The sequence below is a fragment of the Natrialba sp. SSL1 genome (genome assembly GCF_001861355.1).
Classification (GTDB): domain Archaea; phylum Halobacteriota; class Halobacteria; order Halobacteriales; family Natrialbaceae; genus Natrialba.
The window spans coordinates 75,159-96,453 of record NZ_MASN01000037.1 but is presented as its reverse complement, the minus strand read 5'-3'; the positions used below and the strand labels follow the sequence as shown (position 1 = coordinate 96,453).

Annotated in this window: 23 protein-coding genes; 15 read left to right on the top strand and 8 right to left on the bottom strand. The window is 61.6% G+C overall.

Going from position 1 to position 21,295, the window contains the following annotated elements; genetic code table 11:
* Positions 1-143: 143 nt before the first annotated feature.
* Both BBD46_RS14330 and BBD46_RS14325 read right to left on the bottom strand, forming a co-directional pair.
* Entirely contained in the window at positions 144-1,628 is a 1,485-nt protein-coding gene (locus BBD46_RS14330; protein ID WP_071402382.1) for a zinc ribbon domain-containing protein, read from the bottom strand.
* Positions 1,628-2,806, bottom strand: coding sequence for a thiolase domain-containing protein (locus BBD46_RS14325; RefSeq protein WP_071402420.1), 1,179 nt, complete (start codon positions 2,804-2,806; stop codon positions 1,628-1,630). The genes BBD46_RS14330 and BBD46_RS14325 overlap by 1 nt, the downstream gene beginning before the upstream one ends.
* Before the next feature lie 361 nt (positions 2,807-3,167).
* On the opposite strand from BBD46_RS14325, the gene BBD46_RS14320 reads away from it, so the two are divergent.
* On the top strand, positions 3,168-4,220 hold the full coding sequence (locus BBD46_RS14320; RefSeq protein ID WP_071402381.1) for a DHH family phosphoesterase: 1,053 nt from the start codon (positions 3,168-3,170) through the stop codon (positions 4,218-4,220).
* A 191-nt stretch (positions 4,221-4,411) separates the two neighbouring features.
* Here BBD46_RS14320 and BBD46_RS14315 read toward each other — a convergent pair whose 3' ends face one another.
* Entirely contained in the window at positions 4,412-4,894 is a 483-nt protein-coding gene (locus BBD46_RS14315) for an Hsp20/alpha crystallin family protein (RefSeq protein ID WP_071402380.1), read from the bottom strand.
* 306 nt (positions 4,895-5,200) lie between these two features.
* Here BBD46_RS14315 and BBD46_RS14310 point away from each other — a divergent pair, with 306 nt between their 5' ends.
* A complete protein-coding gene (locus BBD46_RS14310; RefSeq protein WP_071402379.1) occupies positions 5,201-5,899 on the top strand; it encodes a type 1 glutamine amidotransferase domain-containing protein in 699 nt (232 codons plus the stop codon).
* 61 nt (positions 5,900-5,960) lie between these two features.
* Here the strand turns inward: BBD46_RS14310 and BBD46_RS23360 are convergent, their stop codons facing one another.
* A complete protein-coding gene (locus BBD46_RS23360) occupies positions 5,961-6,089 on the bottom strand; it encodes a hypothetical protein (protein WP_006651847.1) in 129 nt (42 codons plus the stop codon).
* 246 nt (positions 6,090-6,335) lie between these two features.
* On the opposite strand from BBD46_RS23360, the gene BBD46_RS14305 reads away from it, so the two are divergent.
* The 7 genes from BBD46_RS14305 (at position 6,336) to BBD46_RS14275 (ending at position 10,666) form a co-directional block, all read left to right on the top strand.
* Positions 6,336-7,211 (top strand): succinylglutamate desuccinylase/aspartoacylase family protein, encoded by an 876-nt coding sequence (locus BBD46_RS14305; protein ID WP_071402378.1) that lies wholly within the window; start codon positions 6,336-6,338, stop codon positions 7,209-7,211.
* Positions 7,208-7,612 (top strand): hypothetical protein, encoded by a 405-nt coding sequence (locus tag BBD46_RS14300; protein WP_171908211.1) that lies wholly within the window; start codon positions 7,208-7,210, stop codon positions 7,610-7,612. The genes BBD46_RS14305 and BBD46_RS14300 overlap by 4 nt, the downstream gene beginning before the upstream one ends.
* 151 nt (positions 7,613-7,763) lie before the next feature.
* A complete protein-coding gene (locus BBD46_RS14295; RefSeq protein ID WP_071402377.1) occupies positions 7,764-7,985 on the top strand; it encodes a DUF1918 domain-containing protein in 222 nt (73 codons plus the stop codon).
* A 126-nt stretch (positions 7,986-8,111) separates the two neighbouring features.
* Complete coding sequence (locus BBD46_RS14290) at positions 8,112-8,585, top strand: RNA-binding protein (protein ID WP_006651843.1); 474 nt, start codon at positions 8,112-8,114, stop codon at positions 8,583-8,585.
* Between the two features lie 362 nt (positions 8,586-8,947).
* On the top strand, positions 8,948-9,412 hold the full coding sequence (locus tag BBD46_RS14285; protein ID WP_139173616.1) for a DUF7344 domain-containing protein: 465 nt from the start codon (positions 8,948-8,950) through the stop codon (positions 9,410-9,412).
* Between the two features lie 170 nt (positions 9,413-9,582).
* Positions 9,583-9,969 (top strand): hypothetical protein, encoded by a 387-nt coding sequence (locus BBD46_RS14280; RefSeq protein ID WP_343124135.1) that lies wholly within the window; start codon positions 9,583-9,585, stop codon positions 9,967-9,969.
* On the top strand, positions 9,956-10,666 hold the full coding sequence (locus BBD46_RS14275) for a PAS domain-containing protein (RefSeq protein WP_071402374.1): 711 nt from the start codon (positions 9,956-9,958) through the stop codon (positions 10,664-10,666). The genes BBD46_RS14280 and BBD46_RS14275 overlap by 14 nt, the downstream gene beginning before the upstream one ends.
* Positions 10,667-10,770: 104 nt before the next feature.
* Here the strand turns inward: BBD46_RS14275 and BBD46_RS14270 are convergent, their stop codons facing one another.
* Positions 10,771-11,313, bottom strand: coding sequence for a hypothetical protein (locus BBD46_RS14270; protein WP_071402373.1), 543 nt, complete (start codon positions 11,311-11,313; stop codon positions 10,771-10,773).
* Between the two features lie 518 nt (positions 11,314-11,831).
* Between BBD46_RS14270 and BBD46_RS14265 the strand changes: the two genes are divergently transcribed.
* From BBD46_RS14265 to BBD46_RS14245, 5 genes are read left to right on the top strand one after another with little or no spacing between them, the layout of a single operon-like run.
* Complete coding sequence (locus tag BBD46_RS14265; protein WP_071402372.1) at positions 11,832-13,769, top strand: ABC transporter substrate-binding protein; 1,938 nt, start codon at positions 11,832-11,834, stop codon at positions 13,767-13,769.
* A gap of 39 nt (positions 13,770-13,808) precedes the next feature.
* Positions 13,809-14,765 carry an ABC transporter permease gene (locus BBD46_RS14260; protein ID WP_049912390.1) on the top strand — a complete coding sequence of 319 codons (957 nt, stop codon included), beginning with the start codon at positions 13,809-13,811 and terminating at the stop codon, positions 14,763-14,765.
* A gap of 8 nt (positions 14,766-14,773) precedes the next feature.
* Positions 14,774-15,787 (top strand): ABC transporter permease, encoded by a 1,014-nt coding sequence (locus BBD46_RS14255; protein WP_071402371.1) that lies wholly within the window; start codon positions 14,774-14,776, stop codon positions 15,785-15,787.
* Complete coding sequence (locus tag BBD46_RS14250; RefSeq protein ID WP_071402370.1) at positions 15,787-16,842, top strand: ABC transporter ATP-binding protein; 1,056 nt, start codon at positions 15,787-15,789, stop codon at positions 16,840-16,842. The genes BBD46_RS14255 and BBD46_RS14250 overlap by 1 nt, the downstream gene beginning before the upstream one ends.
* Complete coding sequence (locus BBD46_RS14245; protein ID WP_071402369.1) at positions 16,835-18,229, top strand: ABC transporter ATP-binding protein; 1,395 nt, start codon at positions 16,835-16,837, stop codon at positions 18,227-18,229. Before BBD46_RS14250 ends, BBD46_RS14245 begins: the two co-directional genes overlap by 8 nt.
* An 18-nt stretch (positions 18,230-18,247) precedes the next feature.
* On the opposite strand, the gene BBD46_RS14240 is transcribed toward BBD46_RS14245, so the two are convergent.
* From BBD46_RS14240 to BBD46_RS14230, 3 genes are all read right to left on the bottom strand, one after another.
* Positions 18,248-18,709 carry a hypothetical protein gene (locus tag BBD46_RS14240; protein ID WP_071402368.1) on the bottom strand — a complete coding sequence of 154 codons (462 nt, stop codon included), beginning with the start codon at positions 18,707-18,709 and terminating at the stop codon, positions 18,248-18,250.
* Positions 18,710-18,819: 110 nt separating this feature from the next.
* Positions 18,820-19,383 carry a hypothetical protein gene (locus BBD46_RS14235; RefSeq protein WP_071402367.1) on the bottom strand — a complete coding sequence of 188 codons (564 nt, stop codon included), beginning with the start codon at positions 19,381-19,383 and terminating at the stop codon, positions 18,820-18,822.
* Between the two features lie 70 nt (positions 19,384-19,453).
* Positions 19,454-19,732 carry a hypothetical protein gene (locus tag BBD46_RS14230; RefSeq protein WP_071402366.1) on the bottom strand — a complete coding sequence of 93 codons (279 nt, stop codon included), beginning with the start codon at positions 19,730-19,732 and terminating at the stop codon, positions 19,454-19,456.
* Between the two features lie 335 nt (positions 19,733-20,067).
* On the opposite strand from BBD46_RS14230, the gene BBD46_RS14225 reads away from it, so the two are divergent.
* Complete coding sequence (locus BBD46_RS14225; RefSeq protein WP_071402365.1) at positions 20,068-21,264, top strand: PQQ-binding-like beta-propeller repeat protein; 1,197 nt, start codon at positions 20,068-20,070, stop codon at positions 21,262-21,264.
* Positions 21,265-21,295: the final 31 nt, after the last annotated feature.

Genomic DNA, 21,295 nt, shown 5'->3' with positions numbered 1-21,295 from the left:
TCGACCACCGCCGTTGTCCCACACTGTGAGTCGTCAGTCTCACCCGTAGCTAGCCACAGGTGGCAACAGCGGACGGACAACGGCTACTACTCCCTCCGAACGGACGTTCTGGCAAAGACGAGACGCTGCTCCCAAGGAAGCCGTTACGCGGTCGGTCGAACCTTGAACCCGTACCGTGTCACACCCTCCTGCGTGTAGATCCGCCGAATCGTCGTCTCGATTTCGTCGTCCACTGCGAAGGCGTCGGGTGCGGCGTCGGTCCCCATCGCCGGGAGGCTCACGGTCTCATCCCCGGCCTCCGTCCCCGCACTGTCCGCAACCGGGAGTTCGACGATCGCCGCCGCGTAATCTCCTGCCTGTGACTGCTGTGGGGCGAACTCCGGCGGCGCACCGCCCTGTGAAATCGTCGTCACAGCCTCGATCCGACCCCTGTTCGCGAGGGTGACTGTCTCGTACTCGACGAGCGATCCACAGTCATCACACGCACCCTCCGGCGGGAACGCGAGCGCACCACACTCGGGACAGCGCCCCGCCTCGAGTCGGTACCGCTGTGGAATCGACCGCCGCCACGACGGAACGCTGACGTACGCACCGCCTCCAGATGGTGGTCCCGCGGTGACGACACCGCGCTGGCGGAGGTACTCGGCGTACGAGAGCGTCTGTTCGTCGTCTTCACCGTTCGTATCTGTGTTCGCGTCCAGATCGATCTGTGTCGGAACGCTCCCATCGGACTCGAGTACCAGCGCGTCAGCACCGGCCCCACTACCGAACGAGACTGCCAGAATCGATTCGTGACCGTCCGCAAGCGCGCTGGCGAGCGAGACCGGGACGCTCGCAGCACCGAGGTCGCCAAGCTTGTGAACGGTTGCAGCGGCCTGGATCTCGTCGGTGCCGACACCAGCTGCGCCGGCGGCACGGTAGGGGAGTTTCCCGTTCGGTGCCTGGATAGCGGCGGCCGCTGGCTCGAGGTCGTCGCTGGAGTCGGACTCGAGTGCAGCCACAGCGCCGCCGATGGTTTCGGTGAACGCCTGGCGGTCGTACTGGGTGACGCCGAGGCCCTGAGTCTCTTCCTCACCGGTGTTCCGGAAGCGGGTGCCGGGGTAGGGGAGGGAGTACTCGGCGCGGTCGGCGATGTCGGCTGGACCGCTTGCTTCGAGGACGAACGCAGCGCCAGCCGCGCCGGCGGCGTGGTCGAGTTCGCTGTCCGGTTCGCCACGCGGTGCGTCGGCAGCGACGACGAGTCCCGTCGTGGTCTCATCGGTGTCGACGGCGTCAATGCCGGCCCAGAGCGCGCGTGTACCGGCTCGGGTGCTGCCGGTGAAGACGTGACGGGTGGTCGCCTCGTTGACGGCGAGCATCGCGCCCAGACGGGCTGTCAGATCCTCCTCTGCGACCGGTGGGCGAGAGGATGCGAAGCCGAGCCAGTCGATGGCGTCGCCTGTGAGATCCGCTGCCTCGAGTGCGCGCGTCGCGGCCTCGTAGCCCATCGTGAGCGCGTCCTCGTCGGCTGCGGGGACGGCCTTCTCGGAGATACCAGACGCCTGGAAGTGACCCCAGGCATCTGCGAAGGCTTCGGCCGTGATCCGGAACCGTGGTGCGTACGCGCCGACTGCGGTGATGGCGGCCATCAGGCGCTCACCTCCGTTTCCTTCTCAAATACGTGAATCACGGATGCACCGCCGCTACCGCCGACGTTGTGGGTGAGCCCACGAGTGGGGTTCTCGACCTGTCGCTCGCCGGCCTTGCCCGAGAGCTGTTTGAACGCTTCGACGACCTGGCCGGCACCGGTTGCGCCGATCGGGTGGCCCTTCGACTTGAGGCCGCCCGACGTGTTGACCGGGAGCTCACCGCCGAGTTCGGTCGCACCGGACTCGATGAACTGACCTGCCTCACCCTTCTCACAGAAGCCGAGATCCTCGTAGGCCAGCAGTTCGGCGATCGCAAAGCAGTCGTGAACCTCCGCGAAGTCCAGGTCCTCGGGGCTGATGTCGGCCATCTCGTAGGCCGTCTCGGCGGCGTGCTGGCTCGCTGGGACGCCCGTGTAGGAGTCACGCTGGAACAGTCCGACGCTGTCGCTGCCGGCACCGACGCCGGCGACGCGGATCGGATCGTCCGTATAGTCGTCGACGACGTCCTCGCTGACGATTAGCGCGCAGGCCGCGCCGTCAGAAGTTGGACAGCAGTGATAGAGATTGAGCGGATCCGCGACGACGGGTGCCGACTGGGCGTCCTCGAGTGAACACTCGAATCCCAACTGGGCGTGCGGGTTCTTCGCGCCATTGGCGTGGTTCTTCACGGCGACGCGTGAGAGCTGTTCGCGCGTGGTGCCGTACTCCTCCATGTGGGCGCTTGCCATCTGAGCGTAGACGCCCGAGAAGGTGGTGCCGGAGAGGCGCTCCCACTCGGTTTCACCGGAAACGCCGAGCCAGTACTTCGTCGCGTCCGAGCTCATGTCCGTCATAATCTCGAAGCCGCCCGCGAGAGCGACGTCGGCCATGCCGGACTTGACCGCCTGGACGGCCTGGCGGGTTGCAAACCCACTCGCTGCGCAAGCGTTTTCGACGCGCGTGCACGGTACGCCATCGAGCCCGACGTGTTCGGTTACTGCCGGCCCCGAGAGGCCGAGCTGGCGACCACCGACGCCGAGCGTGCCGATGAAGGCTTCGTCGACGTCGTCCGTCTCGAGTCCGTTCGGAACACTCTCGACTGCGTCTTCGAACGCCGTTCGGAACAACGACCGGTAGCTCTCGGATGGAAACGCCCCGTAGGCCGACTGTCCCGCACCGACGAGGTAGACATCTCGCATACTCGTGAACGGAGTGCCCGGTATGAAATAGATTTCGTCAACGATTCGCATGGTGACAGTACTGACACGTCTCGCGGCGATTTCCCGGTGGCTGTCGCGGTGCTCGGGACGGGGCGTGTCGGCCTGCACCGGTGAACTGTGGCTGTCGATTCGACCGTCTGTACGCCCACTGTACCGATCCGTACCGACACCGTACGGACTTTCTCGTTGTTCTCTTGTGACGTACCGATACCGTACGGCACCATACTAGCACCATATCAGCACCATATCAGCATATACCAGCCCCATACCACAGCTCACCGACACCACCCGACTCGAGTACCCCCAGTCAACGAGCCATTGGGTCGCGAGACGGTCACGGATGGGTCTCCGTACCGTCACTGGGTTCAAACGGCTGTTTCTCGTACTGAGTGACGACATGTCACGCGCGGCCGATCTCGTCTCGGTTCTCGAGTCCGCCTCCTCGCTCGTCGTCGTCTGTCACGACAATCCGGACCCCGACTGCCTGGCCAGCGCGCTCGCACTCGAGACGATTGCTGACGAACACGACGTTGCAGAGGTGGTGATCACGTACGGCGGCGAGATTTCACACCAGCAGAATCGAGCGTTCGTCAACATGCTCGCCCTCACTGTCGTTCCACTCGAGGACGTAGCGTTTGAGGAGTTCGACTGTCTCGCGTTCGTCGATCACACGAGCGGGCAGAACACGTCGCTCGATGCGGCCCTCGAACCGGATATTGTCGTCGACCACCACCCTAACGGCGGTGGTGACGCCGAGTTCGCCGATATTCGGACCGAGTACGGTGCGACGGCGACCATCTTCGTCGAGTATCTCGAGGAGCTAGCTGTCGAGTTGACGAGTCGACTCGCCTCGGCACTGTTGTTTGCACTCCACCGCGAGCGCCTGGACTTCGTTCGCGAGCCGACGCGACGGGAGTACGAGGCTGCGCTCGCGGTCTATCCCGACGCCGAACTCGAGGTGCTCGAACAGCTCTACGGAAGCGCGTTCTCGCCGGGAACGCTCGACGCGATCGGCCGGGCGATCGATACCCGTGAGCGTCGGGGTTCCTCGCTGGTCGCGAACGTCGGGAAAACTGGCGAGACGGACGCACTACCACAGGCGGCGGACTACCTGCTCAATCTCGAGGGAGTCGATACGGTACTCGTCTACGGCATCGTCGGTGACGCGATCCGAATCAGTGGCCGGTCGATCGACCCGCGGATCAACATGGGTGAGACACTCGACGACGGGTTCGGCGACCTGGGATCGGCGGGCGGCCATCACGATATGGCGGGCGGCTACATCGAACTCGGTATTTTTGCAGACGACGCAGGCGACGCCGAACAGCTTCTGGACTTCGTCAGTGGCCGGATCTCGAGTCGTTTCTTCGAGGCGCTGAATCTGGACGACTGACGGCAAGCGGCGGCGGACTCGGTCGGCCAGATGACTGGACCTCATGCATCCGTTGTAAGGCCCTCATGCGGCCTGTTGTACGGTCCTCAGGCGGTCGGTTGTAGTTCTTTGCCGGTGATCGTTGCCCCGTGGGAGCGACGGAGCGACGGAGCAACGGAGCAATCACCGGTAAAACGCACCAACGGCCCGTCTCAGTCGATATCGATCCGATGGGACTCGCTGTCCGGCTCACGCTTTGGCAGCCGGATCGTCAGAATCCCGTTGTTGATCGTCGCGTCGACACCGTCTGGATCGACGGCGGCCGGAAGCGTGACCTTGCGGCTAAACGACTGAACCTCGCGTTCCCGGCGGATGTAGACGCCACGATCCTCCTCGCCATCGTGGCCCTCAGCGCGCTCGCGTTCGCCCTCGATGGTGAGTAACTCACCAGCCAGTCGAATGTCGAGGTCGTCGGCTTCGTAGCCGGGCACGTCGACGGTGACGACGAACTCGTCGTCCTCGTCTGCGATGTCGAGGCTGGTCGACCCGCTTCCGACATTCGTCGAAAGATCGAGCCGCCGCTGGCTTTGGTCCTCAATACTCTGTTCCCAGGATCGGGCGGCTGTCTCGAGCTGGCGGTTGAGTTTGTCGAGCAGTTCCTCGATGCCGTCGAAGGGACTCGATCTGTCTGCCATAGTCACCATATCGTACGCTATCGACGCCGAAAAAGGCCACTTCAGGTCTGTCTGACCGTCAGTGACGACAACGTGTTGTGACATGATAGCTTCAGTCATGGAGGGAAGACGGGGGGGACTCGAGTTCGGAGTCGATACAGTACCAGCGACTGCACCACCAATAGCCACAGTAACAGGACAGCAGCGATCACACAGACCGGTACCGGCGACAGCATCGCCTACCGAAACGGCAAAAGGCGACACGGTCCCGGCAGCACCCTCGGGTGGTGGGGGAGTTTTGAGGCTGCTCGGCGTAGGACCGTCTCCATGACGCGCGCACTATTCGTCGTTAGCGAGGAAGGCTACTGGGGAGAAGAATGCGTCGAGCCACTCGAGACGCTCTCGGATGCGGGCGTCGAGATCACGGTCGCGACGCCGTCGGGCGGGCCACCGGAACTCGACGAGACGTCGGTAGATCCGGACGAGGTCGGCGAGGAGACCGCCGAGCACGTCCGCGAGGTTCACGAGAACGACGAGCGGCTCAACGACCCGATTCCGACGGCCGAGGCCGACGCGAGCGAGTACGACACCGTCGTCTTCCCCGGTGGCCACGGCACCGAGTGGGACGTCAATCAGGACAGCGACGCACGCCGACTCCTTCGGGACGCGGTCGAGGGCGAGGGGAAGGCGCTGGTCGTCTGTCACGCCGTCGGCCTGCTCGCGTTCGCCCGTGACAGCGACGGCGGCTTCATCGTCGGGGGCCGCGACGTGACCGGCTTCCCGAACGAGTGGGAAGAGGAGATCGTCGACGAGAACGACGTCATGCCGACCGGGCGCAAGCTACCCTACTGGGTCGAAGACGAGGTCGAGGCCGCCGGTGGCAACTGGGACGCCGAACTCGATCAGGACACGAGCGTCACCGTGGATGGCGATCTCCTCACCGCTCGTGGACCCGAGTCCTCGAGTGCGGCGGCGGAGACGCTGCTCGACGAGCTTGGAGTGTCGGCAACGGAAGCGGAAGAGTAAGCAGAAGAGGAAGAGAAAGTGGAAGAGAACAGCAACCGTTCGTTTTGGTGGCTACGCTGTGTTATCGCCGGAGCATGTCGATCGCTCGTTCGATGGTTCGGACGAACGAAAGCGTCGGCGTTCCGGGCAGGTAGACGGGGACATCCCCGTCGTCGGTCGGGACGTTCGTAATCGGATCTCTGCGTTCCATACGAGTAGTACGCACCGCACGTATTTACGCATTCGGAACTATTCTTTCTCTATCCAAAAGTAACAATCGTTATTGAGTAACTAGGGCACGGTATTCTCTCACCAGGCACCGGATCTCACACACCGGTATCGTCGTTTGATCCGGTTTACGCCGGAAATTCGGCTAGACCACGAGAATAGTACGTTCTGATCACACTCACATCGTCAATGAGAAGGTGCTTGAGGGCGGATCTGCTCACAGCTACTGATGAGGCGTCGGAGTGCGCTCGCCGCGGTGACAACGCTCGCAGGCACAGCCATCGCAGGTGTCGTGAGTCGCCCCGGCGGCAACGATCGACTGCTTGCAGCGGCGCGGGAAGGCAGCGACGACGTCACGACTGAGACGACACAACTGCTTCCCGAGACCGTCCACGAGACGACGCTGTACGAACTCACGGCACCCGACCCGGGGCCGACGGTGATGGTCTTCGGTGGCATCCACGGCGACGAACGCAACGGTATCGAGGCCGCCCACGACGCCACTGAATGGGGGCCGGATGCTGGCCAACTCGTCGTCGTCCCCGAAACCGACCGCGTCGCGGTCGAAAACGACGAACGCGGCGGAATCGACGGCGACCTGAACCGCCACTTCCCGGCCGGCGAGGAGCCAACCAGCGACCTCGCACGCGGCATCTGGGACGCCGTCGAACGGTACGATCCCGACGTCGTTCTCGACCTCCACCGCTCGCTGGGAATCTACGGTTTCCACCGGGAGTACGTCGGCCAGGCGCTCTTTCACTCCGCAGACGCCCACGCCCACGGCCGCGCCATCGCCGACGCGCTCACCGCGGACGCCATCCCCTGGTACCTGCCGTTCCACCGCTTTACCCCGCAGGAGAGCACCGCCGGCGGCCCGCTCCTCTTTCAGAAGGCCGCCGCCGAACTCGACGCGACCGCCTATCTCTTCGAGACGACCGCGTTCCTCCTCAACCACGCGACCATGACCGAACAGTCCCGGCTCGTGACCGCCCACGTCCTCGCGGCGCACGGGGGACTCGAGTACGACACGGGAATCGGTGTGGCGGGTACCGGGGAGCCAGAACAGGAGTCCGAAACGGAACCAGACGGAGGGACAAGCGCATGAGCGGAGACTCTCCTGGACCGGAGTCGGGGAGAGGATCGGAGCCGTCGATCGGGCACGCAGGCGGACTCGAGATTGGACGCCGAGCGCTCACGAGTCCGGCGACGGTCGCGACTGCAATCGTGCTGATCGTGCCGTTCGCACTGGGGTGGCTTCGGACGGAACTGTTCTCACCGCTGGCGCTGCCGGGGTACGTCATCTACAGTATCGGGACGGCGATCGGCAACGCCATCGCGCCGCGGTTCGAGTTCTGGGTGTACTGGGTGCCGTTCGTCGGGGGCTGTTACGGTATTGCGGTCGGCGTCGGCACCGTGTACGAGTGGGTTCGCGCTCGTCGCGATGCTGGCGACGACGGAACGGAAGCAAACCGCTCACACAGTCCACCCGGTAACTCGGACGACTGAGGTGGACAGCGTCGTTGCGAGTGACTCGTCGAGGGTGAAACGGTACCCGGGCGGCGACCAGACGGCAACGCAACCACCTTGCGCGAACACGACAGTACTCGAGAGGGCGGTGAATCAGTCCCTTTTTACGCGACGGCGGGGAACTGCGACTATGAGCTTCGAGAAAGACGACACCGTTGTCCTGACGGACAAGCACAGCGATTTCAACGGCGAAGTCGGGACGGTTACCCAGACGATGGAATCGATGTTCGGCGACGTAACGTACACCGTGAGCTTCGAGGACGGGCAGGAGACGGGCATTCCGGAAGAGGATCTCGAGGCGGCTGACGATGTCGAGGGCGCAGACGACGAAGACAGCGAAGACGAAAACTAACGACAGCGACACTCACGCCCGTACTCACACCCACAACGACCGAGACCCTACCCCACACCGGCCTCCCAACGCCCCACCGGCAACGCCACCCACGTGAGAGTTCGGCGGCCGCATACGATACCACAGATGCCACAGATTCCGCTTCACTACGTCGACATTCGAACGTTCTGCTACGCCACAGAGGACGAAAAACGCGTCGAGGAGGCCCTTCGGACCTTCCTCCCCGAGGAGTTCGAGATCGACCGCGTCGAAAGCGAGGGCCACTACGGCGACCGCATCCTCGTCCTCTCGGCCCGTGTCGAGAACGCAGACGACGTTCGCCACGTGCTCTCGCGACTCACCGACCTCGAGTCGTTCGACACGCTGCTCGATGAACTCGACGACCGCGTAACCGAGAACACCGAACTCTTCCTCAGCCTGGACAAACAGGCCGCCTTCGAGGAGACGATTCGCGTCGGCGACGGCATCATGCTCCGTGCGAAGGTCGAGGCCTACCCCGCGAAAAAAGAACAGGCACTCGAGAACGCTCGCGAGGTACTCGAGCGACTCCGGAATCGGGAGTCCGATTCCGACGCTGCTGCAGAGCGCGACGACTCGTGAGGCGTCGCCGTTTCTGACCGCGCCGAGTTCTGACGCGTCGTCGCTTACTCGCTCTGACTTTTGACGTACCGCCGTTCCTGGCCGCATCTACTTCTGACTGATCGCCGTTCCTGACCGCGCCGACTCACTCGCAGTCCGCTCCGGGTCGAAGGGTTCTGATACGAACCATCGCCGGGTCCTGACCCGACCCTGGCCCCGGTCTCGGACTCGAACTCGGACACGACTCTGACCACACTACGACAGACCACACTACGACAGACCACTATCACCCGTACCCATACTCTTATCATCGTGATACACATCGGTTGAGAGCAACCCGTCGCGACGACGCTCTCGTTCGAAACTCGATGTCGCGACCCACGATGACGATGCCGAACAGCCACGCTCGGCTGTCCCAGGTCGACGACCCCATCCGTCACTACGGCCGGGATACGTCCACCCCGGACATCGAACCACGGCCCCACGGTTGCTTCCCACCATCCACCATGGACAACACGGACGCGGATCGCTCGGAGACGCTCGACGAACTGCTTACACTCTGTGCACACAGACACTGCCGCGGCGTCCTCACATACTTCAGGCACACGTCAGAAACGACCGTCTCGCTTGCAACTCTCATCGACTCGCTGCTGGCTTCGTCTCCCCACCAGGAACCAGCGACCTCACCCGCTCTCGACCGATCCAACCTCGCGTTACACCTCCACCACTCGACGCTGCCACGCCTCTCGGAGGCAGGGGTACTCGAGTACGATTCGAGATCGAATACGGTTCGGTATCACGGCCACCGCGAACTCGAGCGACTCGTGGCGGCGATTTCGGAACGGTAACTCGTACTGATCGGGACAGATCCCGCCGCGTGCAGTGAGGGTTGTGGGTGAGAGCAGCCCGTCGCTCGTCGCGGTGACCGGTTCGCTGAATCGAGTGTACAGGCGACCAGAGGGTACAGAGACAACGAATGCGGGGGTAGACTTACTATCCTACAGGTGTTCGATACCGTATGATGGAGACACCGGATGGAGGTGGCGTCCAGGACCGGTGGGATCAGTTGCTACAACTGCTGGCAGCGCGGCCACGTCGACAACTCATCAGTTCCCTGCTCGATGCACCCGCTGATCAGCGCCTACCACTGCCGTCGGCAGCAGTGTCGTCACCGCAGGCGGAAGCGGGTGACCACGACCGAATCGCAATCGAACTCCGACACCAGCATCTTCCCGCACTGGCGAGCGTCGAGTATATCCGCTGGGAGCGAGACCCGTTCTGTGTTCGCCGCGGTCCGCGGTTTGACGAGCCCGCGGCGGTGATCCGGGTTCTCCAGGAGTCGGCTGGTCAGTTCCCGGACACATTAGCGCGGGATGGACTCGTTGAGGCGCATGAATCGTCGTAACGATATCATCTATGAGGTCGTCGCAGCGCTCGCTGCCGCAGATGGGTCCGATCCGGGTTCGCTGGGATACACGCTGGCGGATTACGTCGACCCGACGATAATCGAGCGTCTCGTTGCGAGTAACACCGCGTCGGAACTATCGTTTCAGGTTCCGGGCCACGAGGTGACGGTAACCGCCGACGCCGAGGTGTTCATCGACGGCGTCGAGTACGGCACAGGTCGGCGATCACCGGTGTCGACCAGCGACTGGACCGTCGGTGGAGAGCAGGAGACGCCGGACCAACTGCAGCTACAGCGGTTTTTCACGAACCTTCCCTGTACGGTGTATCAGTCGCGCAACGAGGAGGGGTGGCCGATCGAGTTCATCAGCGGCAACTGCCACGAGTTGACCGGGTACGAGCCAAACGCGTTCATCATCGGTGGCATCAACTTCGGGTTCGACCTCATCCACCCTGACGATTGCGAGCGGGTCGATGCGGCGGTCGACCAATCGATCGAGAACGAAACGCCGTTTTCGGTTATGTACCGACTCCAGACGGCAAACAGTACCGAAAAGTGGGTTCTCGAGATCGGAATGCCGCTGTTCGACGGGACGGAACCGCTCTCGATCGTGGGTGCAATCGTCGATCTCTCCGATGTAGGCCCGGAGCAAGCACAGTCAGTGCCATCGCCGGGACAGGTAAATCCGAGCCAATAACTCACGACTGGTTGTCTCCCTGTGCACTTCACGGAACAGTGTCGAAGGGGCGGTGTCCGTTGTGGCAGGTCTGTGGCAGCCGTGTAGATGAATTGCCTACTGACTTACTCGTCCGGACTGATCTGAACGGTTGTTTCGGCCGTTAGCCCCTTCTCCTCGGCGTCGGGGACGTTGATCTGGACGCTGATCGTGTGTTCGCCGGTCTCAGCCGCTTCCCACTCGTTGTCAGATACCTTGAACAGCTGGCGCCACACCTTTCGGAACCGCTTTCGCTCGCCGCGCTGAAAGGTGAAATCGCCGCTCTCGTCCGGTGGATCATAGCGCGCAACGTGTGTCGCCTCCGTGATGCCGTCGATATCCCAGGTCCACAACAGCGGTGACGCCGTCGACAGCGTGATCGGAACCGGGAGCGAGTTGCGCATTATAACGGTGAACGGTATCGGTTCGTCCTCCGAAAACGTCGTTTTGGGCGTGACGATGTCGACCGAAATCGCCCGCTGGCGGAGGCCTTTCGGAACGAAGAGATTGCTCAGCGTCGACGAGTTTACGGAGCGAAAGGACTGAACCGTCGTCGACGACTCTCGCTCGTGTGGGGTAAACGGCTTCTCGTCGCGCTCGATGGCGTCCGACTCGTAGATCCGACGCATAGCCGTCGGGAGGTGCTGACTCGCCTAAAACGTTCGGGTGCGGTCAGTCGCCAGCACCGCTAGGACCTGATCCGATCCGATCGGTTAGCAGTGGTCTTTGGGCCGAGGCAATTTTCCGCGAGACGGTCACCCCTCGTGAGTCGACCCTAGTGTGTAGAACCGTTCATTGTTGGACATACTTTTAATCAATCGTTGGACAATTCAACGCAATACAATACTAATCCCCCAATTATCACTCGCTCAACCGTGCCATTATAATACATGATCAAAACCTATTTATGGCCTCACTTAGATGGACAGGTTGTAGTGTTGGCAAATGCGATGTGGTCACTCTCCCCAATGATAGCTGGGTCCGTCGATGAGCTTTGTCGACGCCGAAGCCGGGAAGCGACCATATCCAACGTAATGGTGGTTTAAATACAATGTCGAAATCAACGAAATCACGAAGTTCGAGTCTTGATCGCCGTCGATTGCTGCAGGGTATCGCAGCTGCCGGTGCAATCGGTGTTGCCGGTTGTATGGGCAATGGTGACGATGAGGAAGACGAGATCCTCGACGTTAGCGCAGCGTTAGAGCGAAACGAAGTCAACCTCGACGAGATACAGGAGGGCGGCAGACTTGAGTTCGCGATTCCACGAAACAGTATCTCCGACTACGACCAATCACAGAGTACCGCCGCTGAGGACTCGGTGGTGTTCGAGGCGGTCTACGACGGGCTGACGACGGTCGACAGCGAAGGAGAATACCTGCCGTGGATGGCCGCAGAACACGAGGCCGAGGAAGCAAACGATGTCTCCGTCACGGACTACGAGGACTATATGGTCGAGATGGAAGCCGACGACGCAGACGACGGCTTCCCGTTCTTCGATCTGGAAGACGACAACAATCTCGTCCTCATGCAACACCCTGACGACTTGCCGGCTGAGGAGGGCGACACAGTTCGAGTGTTGACCCGGGAGGAAGCCGGCGACGCCGTCGCTGACGGCGTCTACGGAACCAGAGTCGAGGGGCGTCTGCACGAAGGCATCGAGTTCCACAACGGCGACGAACTGACGGCCGAAGACATCGTCCGATCCTACGACAGATACGTCGGCTCTGACAACGAGGGTCAGATGTTCGACACGTTCATGTACGCAGAAGCCCTCGACGGCGACGACGGCTACACGTACGCGCTGTACTCGCAGGAGCCTGACGCCGCAGCGTTCGTGGAGATGAACCCGTACGTCTTCCCAGCCGAGCACGCCGACGTTCCGGCGGGAGAACTCGACCCGCGGGACGACGAGGATCTGGTCCCAATCGGTACTGGTCCGTACCAGGTCGAAGAGTTCGAAGAGGGATCGCAGCTCCTCCTCTCTCGGAACGAAAACTACTGGGTCGAAGACGTCGGTCTCGAGAATATCCCGTGGTGGGATGGCCCCGACGAGTTCCCCGAGAGCCCGGTCATCGACGAGATCAATATCCGATTCGTCGACGAGTCCGTCCAGCGGAGTGCTGCACTCGAGGACGGCGATGTCGACATCGCCTACGAACTGCCGTCTGACGCACGAAACAGTTTCTACGAGTCGGATGACTACGTCGTCTCCGCGACGGAAGCCTTCGGCTTCAAGTTTATGCAGTTCCCGGTCGAGGAGACCGACACCGGCGGCGCATTCGCCGAACGAGAGATCCGTCAGGCGGTCAGCGCGCTGATTCCGCGCCAGCAGATCGTCGACCTCATCGAACAGGGCTGGGGTGACCCGGCACGGGTTCCGTTCCCGGCACCCGCCGCAGATCTTGCAACGACCGAAGACGACTACGAGGACTTGTTCGACGAGGAGTGGGCCTATCCGGTCGAACCGGATGTCGAACAGGCCGAACAGCTCATCGAAGAGTCGAGCCTGGAGGCACCGGTCGAGATCACTATTCAAACGAACGCCGACGACGACGAGCGGATCGACAAGATGCAACTCGCCGTCGACCAGTTGAACCAGAGCGGTCTCTTCGAGGCCGAACTCGAGACACCGGCGGCACTCGGTGACTGGACGCCCGAACTCTACACTGACGGCGCTCGTCACGAGGCTGCAGAAAACAACGCGGCGGCCGTGATCGGTCTCGCCGGTACGCCGGAGCCACACGGGTTCCCGGAAACGATTCACGATCCGGACAACTGGAACGGCTGTTGTAACTTCTTCTTCCCGGAAGGGGCACTGCCGGAGGACTTCGTCGACCTGCTCCGAAGCTGTCGCTTCGAAACGGACGTTGCTGAGGACGAAGACACTCGCAGAGAGCGGTACGACGAACTGTGGCCCGAACTGACTGATCTGTCGGCAAACACCATCGTCGACTACTCGCTGAACACTGGGACGGCTAGCAACGACGTAGTCGGATTCAACGTTCACCCACAGACACAGGCGATCTTGAGCTATGCGGTGTACGCCCCTGCTGACGAGCAGATCATGTACCTCGATCGCGACTAACCACCCGACTACCGTCACCCATTTCCACACGTACAAGGCATGAGTTTACAAAAATTCATTCTTAAACGGATACTGGCCTCAGTCCCGGTACTGTTCGGTGTTTCAGTCGTTACGTTCGCGCTTATGCACATCACACCGGGAGACATCGTAGACCAGTTGGTCGCGGCGAATCCCAACGTTCCATCACACGAGGCGGCTCGACTTCGACGCGAGTTCGGTCTCGACCAACCGGTCTGGGTGCAGTATCTCGATTGGATGCAGGGGGTATTGACAGGCGACTTCGGAGAGGTGTACTCGAGCAGCCGCGATGTCAGTGCCGTCGTGTTGGCTCGACTGCCCGAAACGATTGCACTTGGCCTGTTCGGCTGGGTGTTTGCAATTCTGATCGCGATCCCAGGCGGGATCTACGCCGCGGTCAACAAGGACCAGCTCGGTGACACCGTGAGCCGATTCGTCGCCCTTTCGGGCATCTCGATCCCGAACTTCTGGCTGGGACTGATGCTGATGGCGGTGTTCGCCGTTCAGCTGGATTGGTTCCCGACGCTCGACCCACAGACATCGTTGCTCTCTCCATCGATGCTCTGGTGGCTGATTCTGCCCGGTGTTACGATCGGGACGGCAGCCGCGGCAAACATGATGCGGATCATGCGTACCTCGATGGCCGAAGAGCTGAACAAAGAGTACGTAACCGCCGCGCGTGCAAAGGGACTCCCGGAGCGGACCGTTATCCTCAAACACGTGCTGCGGAACTCGCTCATCTCGGTCACGACGGTCGCCGCGTTCCTGACTGCGAGTATCGTCGCCGGTTCGGTCGTCGTCGAGACGGTGTTCGGATGGCCCGGTCTCGGACGAGAGCTTATCGATGCAGTCCACCTCAGGGAGATCAATCTCATTCTGGCGATCACCCTGTTTACCGGCTTCTTCATCGTGCTCGCAAACCTGCTCGCGGACATCGTCTACGCACTGCTCGACCCACGAATTAGAGACGAATACTGATCACAACTATGTCAACAGAAAGAGGACGAATACAGATTTCGGGCTTCGATACTGACGGTATCGAAGACCAGGACTCACTGGATGCCTGGAGCGAATCGGAGGCTGACGAGCTAGAGAGCCGGTGGCGAAAAATCGTGTCGAGCATCGTCCGGGATCGGCTCGCGTTAGGTGGCTTTGCGGTCGTTGCCGTGATGTCAATCGCTGCGTTGCTTTCACAGCCGATTTCGGTAGGCGGGTTCACGGTTCAGCCCTTTTCGATCGTCCCGTACGATCCGACGCAGACCGGGGTCGGCGCTCGATACGCCGCGCCGTCGCTGTCACATCCGATGGGGACCGACCGACTCGGGCGGGATCTGTTCTCTCGCGTCGTCACCGGCGGCCGTTACAGTATTTCGATCGGACTCATCGTTACCGCACTCGCGGCATCGTTCGGCGTGATCTACGGCAGCATTTCGGGCTACTTCGGTGGGCGTGTCGACGAAGTGCTCATGCGGATTCTCGACGTCGTCTTCGCGTTCCCCGGGCTCGTGCTGGCACTGATCCTCGTCGCCCTCTTCGGCGGCGGCTTCTGGCCGCTGGTCGGCGCGTTCGCGCTCGTCGGCTGGGCGACCTACGCCCGTATCATCCGCGGTGAGATCCTGAAGGTGAAACAAAACGAGTACGTGATGGCGGCGAAGGCCCTCGGTGCGCGAGACCGGTCGGTGATCTTCCGCCACGTGATCCCGAACGCCATCGCTCCAGTTATCGTGCAGGCGACACTCAGTATCGGGACCGTCGTCATCGGCGTTGCAGCGCTCGGCTTCCTCGGGCTCGGCTTCGACCCCGGAACACCCGAGTGGGGAACGATCCTCGACGCCGAATCTGATACGCTCGCGACGGGGGCTGGTGGCACGTGGGACTGGTGGGCAACCGTCTTCCCTGGCCTGATGATCTTCCTGTTCGTCATGTCGATGAACATCATCGGTGACGCAGTCAACGACGCACTCGATGCACAGGTCGACGACATCGGAGGTGGTGGATGATGGCACTGCTCGAAGTCAACGACCTGACGGTGTCGTTCTACACCCAGGAGGGTGTCGTCACCGCAGTTGATGACCTCTCCTACACCATCGAACGCGGTGAGAAGTTCGGCGTCGTCGGAGAGAGCGGTGCTGGAAAGAGCGTCACTGCCCTCTCGCTACTGCGACTCATCGAGAGTCCGGGCGAAATCGAGAGCGGCGAGATTCTGCTCGACGGTGACGACCTCCTGGAGATGACCACCGAAGAGATCCGCCAGATCCGGGGGAACCGGATCGGGATGATCTTCCAGGACGCACAAACCGCGCTCAACCCCGTCTACACGGTCGGCGAACAGATCTCCGAAGCGATCAGACACCACCTCGAGTACGACAGCGACGAGGCCAGAGAGCGCAGCATCGAACTGCTCGATCAGGTCGGTATCCCCGACGCCGAAAACCGGTACTCCGACTACCCACACGAGTTCTCCGGCGGGATGCAACAGCGTGCGGTGATCGCGATGGCGCTGTCCTGTGACCCCGACGTGCTGATCGCAGACGAGCCGACAACCGCACTCGACGTGACCACCGAGGCAAAGATCCTCGACCTACTCGAGGACCTCACCGATGAGTTCGATACGGCGATCCAACTCATCACCCACGACCTCGGCGTCGTCGCCGAACTCTGTGACCGCGTGATGGTCATGTACGCCGGCCAGGCCGTCGAAAAAGCACCGGTCGAGGAGTTGTACTACGATCCAAAACATCCCTACACCGTCGGGCTCATGAGTTCGATCCCACGCGTCGGGGACGACAGCGACCGGCTACGAACGATTCCGGGTGCAATGCCGGACCTGATCGACACACCGACCGGGTGTCGCTTCCACCCGCGCTGCCCGTACGCAGAGGAAGCCTGTACCCGGACAGAGCCCGACATGATCACCACCGGCAACGGAGCAAACGGCCCCCAACAGTCAGCGCGGTGTCTCGAGTACACCAACGATCTGCAACACGGACTTGGCTTCGACGTCACGATTGACGACGATCTGAGCGAGCGAGTACGAGGTGAGCGGCATGAGTAACCACGACGAGCCCATCCTCTGGACCGACGACCTGACGAAACACTACACGACGGAAGGCGGGTTCATCGATAACCTCCTCGGTCGAAAGCAGACCGTGAAAGCGGTCAACGATATCGACCTCGAACTGTACCCGGGCGAAACGCTCGGCGTCGTCGGTGAGAGCGGGTGCGGGAAGACGACGCTCGGCCGGGCGCTCTTGCGGCTCATCGAACCGACCGATGGGAGCGCCTACTACAGACAGCAACGAGACGACAGCCCGAACGCCGAGCGCGAAGCGATCGAGCTAACAGGGCTCTCGAGTAGTCGGCTACGTGACCTCCGAACGGACCTGCAGTACATCTTTCAGGATCCGTTCTCGAGTCTGAACCCGCGGCTTACCGTCGGCGATATCATCGGCGAACCGCTCGATATCCACGGTATCGCCGACGGCGAGGAACGCATCGATCGGGTGCACGAACTGCTCGACACCGTTGGTCTCAACCCGAGCCACGCTCACCGCTATCCACACGAGTTCTCCGGCGGCCAGCGCCAGCGTATCGGTATCGCCAGGGCGCTGGCGGTCGATCCGGAAGTGATCGTCTGTGACGAGCCGGTGTCGGCACTCGACGTGAGCGTGCAGGCCCAGATTCTCAACCTACTCGAGGATCTCCAGGAGGAGTTCGATCTGGCCTACATCTTTATCGCACACGACCTGAGCGTCGTCGAACACATCTCGGATCGGATCGCCGTGATGTACCTCGGCGAGTTCGCCGAGGTCGGGACGACCGAGGAGATTTTCGCCGAGCCACACCACCCCTACACCGAGGCGTTGCTCTCGGCGATTCCGGAGCCGGATCCGCTCTGGGAGGGTGACCAAATCTTCCTCGAGGGACAGGTCCCGTCGCCGATCGATCCGCCATCGGGCTGTCAGTTCCACACGCGGTGTCCCCGCGTGATCCCGCCGGCGGAGTTCGATCTCGAACAGCCCGAGTGGCGCTCGCTGTTGACGTTCAAGCTACAGGTACACGAGGCAGAAGAGGTAACACAGCTCCTGACGCTGACCAAATCGGACAAGGACATTCGCGAGGACCAATCGCGGCTCTCACACGAGCGATTAGACGGACTCGTTCGCGACGAGTTCGGTCTCCCACCCGAACTGTCGGATGCGACAGCCGAATCAGTGGTCACTGACGCGATTGCTGAACTCCGCGAGCGAGGACCAGAGGCGTGTGCAGCACTGCTCGAGAACGCGTTCGTCTCACCGTGTGAGTCGACAGTGCCGGACTACGTCGAGCACTCGCCGACACACGAAATCGCGTGTCTGTTGCACGACGACCGCTACGCTGAAGGGGCACTCGAGTCGACCCAGGCCAGCGACGAGTACAACGGGACCGTCGTTCAGGAGTAATCTCCCACACTCCGATCTTCAGCCGTCAGTTTTGGTGGTGTTTGCGTTCGAAGGTGACTGGTTCGTTTCAGTTTCAGTTTCGGTCGCTGTTTCGGCGTCGTCACCGTCGCTGCGTGCTTCAGTTTGCGGTGGGTTGGCCGCGATTCCTTTCATCGCCAGGTCGAGATCCGCACCGTCGTCGACTCCTGGCTCGCGGTCGTGGAACCGCCGTCGAAGCCGATCCGGGAGGTATCGGTTCGTGAGTTCGGGCGTCCCCGGAACGAGGTAGCCGCGGACGGCAATCAGACTGACAGCACACCAGAAGACGATGGCCCCAACAGCCAGTGCGACAACCGGTCCTGTCCCGACCCAGGCCAGTGTGGCCGCTGCGGCGCTGAGAAGAACTGCGAGGACGATGTTGACGGCAGTACACGGGAGACAGCGGTTTTCGCCGGTGTACTCGGGTTGGTGAAGACGGTCGATCGGCCCAGGAAACGCCATTGCTCACGAATTGTGGTTGAATCGACAAGAGTGTTGTTCACCTGGGAGTCTGGGAGTCTGGATGTCTGGGTCCCTGGCCACCCGATAACTGTCACACCAACGAGTCACAGTCACATCCCCGGAACCGAGTCCGGCGTGAACTCCAGGAATCGTCGCTCACAGTCGGTACACGAGACCGTTACGACTTCGACGTTGCTACAGCATGACTCGACCGTCTGGTCGCTGATCGAAATCGCTCCCGAACAGAACAGACACGCCTCCTGGAAGGACCGAAGCGATTGGAGGATACGGTAGCGCTGTCTGGAGGGAACAGCGTCCCACTCGTCGGTCACCTCACGGATGCTCTTGTCAACGGCGACGTCGAGCTGGACTGCCCCCTCGGAGGGCCAGCTTCGGACGGTGCTGCCTGTCTTGTAGGCGGGGTACGAGCGGTCGGCTTTGGAAACGTTATCGTCTGAAACAGCGAAGATGGCACCGATATCGGTTGGTTCGACACCGTCGGTCTGGAGCTCCTCGAGATACTTCTCGACGCGGTCGGTGAACGAAGGTGTAAACTGGAGTCCTTCCTCCTCGTCGGTCGGTTCGATCGCGTCGATCTCGAGGAGAAACGCTTCGGGATCGATCGCGTTCCGTCGACGCTCCTTGATACGCTCTGCCGCGGACCCTTCTGACATGCACTAACCGTGTGTTCGAGTTGTCAAAAACAGTTCGGTGTGTGACTCACTCACTCTCCTGTTGCCCCAGTCAGGTGCTGGTATCCCCGCTGTCGCTGGTGTCGTGCTCATGTCTGTGTTCGTACTCGTGCTCACGGTCGCGACCTGGGCCGTGGTTGTGATCTCGGTCCCGCTTGGTAATCCCAGGTGCGACGCGACACCCACAGGGGCCGGCGATAGCGTCGGTGGGGCCGATGACGGTGGTGCGGGTGACCGGGGTGTCACAGCGCGGGCACGGGGTTAACTCGAGTGCGGGGTCGCCAGTGGAACCAGTCGCAGACGCTGGCTCTGGATCACTGTCGTGGCTCATGCGGGGTGGCACCGCCGCGAGTTCGTGGCTCGGCAGGAGAGCGCTGCTGCTGGTTGTATTGGGCAATGCGTCAGTCGTGCGGGATGTTTATATCCCGTGAGAATGTACGCAATCATGGCTGCAAAGCCTCATCGGCTTGGAAGCCACGTTTCGGGTGTCTCTAGCACCCGGGACACTTTCGCGTCCAGTGATGGCTTCCGTTCTAATTGTTGACTGGTGATAACTTATATCTATCGACGAGGCCACAGAAATAGCGGTAGTCAACAATTCGAACACCCCTATATTCGTTCAATATATCGGTAAAACATATCCATAGTCGGGAAGAATACAGGGCTATGAAACGGCGATTGGTCCTCGCAACAGCCGGCGCGACACTGGTTGGCGGCTGTAGCTCTTACCTACGTGCCCCCAGCAACAGTGACGGCGAAACCGAACTGGAAGGCGTTGCACTCGAGTCCGGCGAACTCACAGACTGGACACAGCCCAGACGGGATGCACAGAATCGGGCGTACGTCGAGGAGGGCGATATTACCGATCGACCACAGGTCCGCCGAGAAATCGATCATCACGCGGATGGCCCGGATTTTCTCGGCCCGATTCTTACGGTCGATGGTGTCGCCATTTTCGTCGACAACGAAGCAGGGGGCATCGTCGGCTTCGACCTCGAGACGTTCGAGGAGGTGTGGACGCGCTCCATTGACTCCCCGCAGCACCTACTGAAACACATCACAGCCTCGAGTGAGGCAATCTTCGTAACTGCAGGCAACGAACTGTACCGGCGGCCGCTGGACGACGACGGAACACAGTGGGAAGCGGACGGGCTGCCAGTCTCGACACCGCCGGTGTACGCTGATGGGCTCGTACTCACTGGCCAGGAGTCCGGCACCGGACAGGTGGTCGCGACGAACGCGGTAACTGGCGAGACAGAGTGGAACATCCACGATGTAGACGTTTCGCCCGTCCAACCAGCCTGTACGGACGAGCTATGTGTTCACGTCGATCTGCATGGACAGTGTTCGGGATTCGAGCTCGAAACGGGCGATGAGCGCTGGTCGGCGGAGACCGACATGTCACCGTCCGGCCCACCGGTAATCGGCGACGGCATCCTCGTGAGCGGGGCGGCCGACGAACAGGGAGTCATCGAACGGCTTGATCCAGCAGATGGAGACACCATCGACAGCCACCGCTTCGACGAACCGATCGAACACGCACTCGCGTACGCCGAAGATAAAATATACGCTGTCGACGCGAGCGGCGTCCTCCACTGTCTCGACACCGAACTGGATACCCGGTGGACGTACGGCTCGGATATCGATTTCAACGCGGACGGCTGGGCCGAACGAAGTCCGATCGTCGTCGGCGAGACGGTCTGGTACGCTGGACCCGACCTCAACATCCACGGAGTCGACACCGCCACCGGCGAGCAGCGGTGGACGATCGACTTCTACCCGAGTTCGCCTGCACCGTTTGCCAGCGCCGGGTCCGCTTTGCTTCTGGCTCGCGGAGAGGGGCTTCAGATTCTTGCTCCGTAGCGACTGTGCAGTCGTGCCCACCGACTCAATC